This window comes from Flavobacterium hercynium (genome assembly GCF_002217285.1).
Classification (GTDB): Bacteria; Bacteroidota; Bacteroidia; order Flavobacteriales; family Flavobacteriaceae; genus Flavobacterium; species Flavobacterium hercynium.
Genome location: NZ_MUGW01000097.1, coordinates 1 through 1,873, shown reverse-complemented (window position 1 = coordinate 1,873; position 1,873 = coordinate 1). Strand labels below are relative to the sequence as shown.

Genomic DNA, 1,873 nt, shown 5'->3' with positions numbered 1-1,873 from the left:
TATTTAAAATAAGGCATTTTTATAATATATCTTCAAAATAACTAATCGTAACATCATGACAAAAACGAATCTCTAAATACATTATTCTACAATCAATTATTTGTTTTAATATATTTATATCAAAAATACTATCATCACTTAAATCAATAATAAGATAACTCAAGTCGAAAGGTAAATTAAAATCTTCTACTTTATATTCAAAACTCCTAAACTCGCATAAAGAATTACAATAAAAACCAAAATTATTTGAAATTAAAAAATTAAGATAATCATCTATTGTAATTTTATTCTTTTCTGTACTATCAGCTTTTTGTTTAGAAATATTAAATCCAGCTTCAGCATTTAACAAATCAAAAAGATCATTTGGAATAAATCTAATTAAATTTTTTGTTGAATCAAAAATTAGAGATCTATTAAATCCTTTAATAATTTTAACCGACTTAAATAATTTAAAATATTTCATAAAAGTGAAAATGGCTTATAAGATCTTATAATTTTAGTCTTATTTTTTGAAATATTTTTGTTATTAGACAGAATAAATGATTTATTTTTATTTCCTTCAACTTTCACCCAATGCTGTAGATTTACTTTTCCTGTAAAAACCTTCATATTTATAACATTTTTGCTATTTCTTTTTCTATATTATATTCACCATAAATACTAATATTTCTAAATAAACCTAAAGGGTTTATTTCTAAAAAATAAAAAATTCCTGAGGACGATAGTATCCAATCAACCGATCCACTATTTAATTTCAATTTAAAAGCCAACTCTTTAATTTTGTTTTCTAATTTTTTTGGCAGCTTAAATGTATTATAATGATTTGAATTTACTATGCGATTATCTATAGTAGATTCTGTAGATTCCTGAGAAAATATTGCAATCGACCAAAACTTATTTTTAATAAAAAAAGTTCTTATTTCATATTTTTTTTCTATCTTAAACTGAATTAACGATGGCATAAAACTTTCAGAGTTCACTTCATCTTTAGTAATTTCTCTTGTGTAATTTAAAAACAATCTCTCTTCTATGTATATAGGTTTCATATTTCCAATTGATTTTGTAATCAACCTCATATCGAGATTTAAAAGGCTTAAAAGTTCGTCTTTTGAAGAAATAATAAAAGTTTCTGGAATTTTAAGACCAACTCTTTTTGCAAGCGTTAAAACTTCGAGTTTATTTATATCATTAATAAGTAAATTCCCTATCATATTAATAGAATCATTTTCTAATTTAAAACGTAAAAAGTTTTCTAAAACTTTCCATTCTTCGAAATTAAATTCTTTAATAAATTTATTAATTCTACTTTCTTTTTTAATTTTATAATTAAAGCTACCGCTTTTATAAAATACACTTTTAATTGAATTTAGATTTAACTGAGTATGATTATCGATTTCAATCTCATATATATCTTTATTAAAATCAAAATTGATTTTAGTAAAAACACTTTCATTATCAATTCTTACAAATTCTTTTTTCAAATACAATAGCCATCTACAAATATCTTCAGTAGATTCATCATATTGACCGTTTATTATTAATATCATAAATTGAAAAAATAAAGATAGTAAATCAAATATTGCATAATTTACTACCTTTATTAATAATAAATTAACCTCTTACGTTTGCATATTGTATATGCCCATTTCCGTAATCACAGTCAGAAGTATACGAAAGAACCTGATTTCCAACCATAAAAGTTCCAGCCCCCGTATTATCGATAGGCGGGTATCCTCCACTAACATTGTTTAATTCTTCATCTGTCAGTGAAAAATCAGTAAAACTTTGCAATTCTTTCATAATATTTATTTTATTTAATTATCCTACTCTTTTAAAGGTTTTTCAGATACCACCTTAATTAATACACAAAAAC

At 23.1% G+C, this 1,873-nt stretch carries 3 protein-coding genes; all 3 read right to left on the bottom strand.

All coding sequences use genetic code 11. From position 1 onward, the window contains the following. Nucleotides 1-19: 19 nt before the first annotated feature. Complete coding sequence (locus B0A66_RS22655; RefSeq protein ID WP_089052111.1) at nt 20-463, bottom strand: hypothetical protein; 444 nt, start codon at nt 461-463, stop codon at nt 20-22. Nucleotides 464-611: 148 nt separating this feature from the next. Continuing rightward, nucleotides 612-1,547, bottom strand: coding sequence for an ATP-grasp domain-containing protein (locus tag B0A66_RS22650; RefSeq protein ID WP_089052110.1), 936 nt, complete (start codon nt 1,545-1,547; stop codon nt 612-614). 64 nt (nt 1,548-1,611) lie between these two features. Continuing rightward, the gene (locus B0A66_RS22645) at nt 1,612-1,800 is read right to left on the bottom strand and encodes a bacteriocin (protein WP_089052109.1); all 189 of its coding nucleotides are present in this window, start codon (nt 1,798-1,800) and stop codon (nt 1,612-1,614) included. Nucleotides 1,801-1,873: the final 73 nt, after the last annotated feature.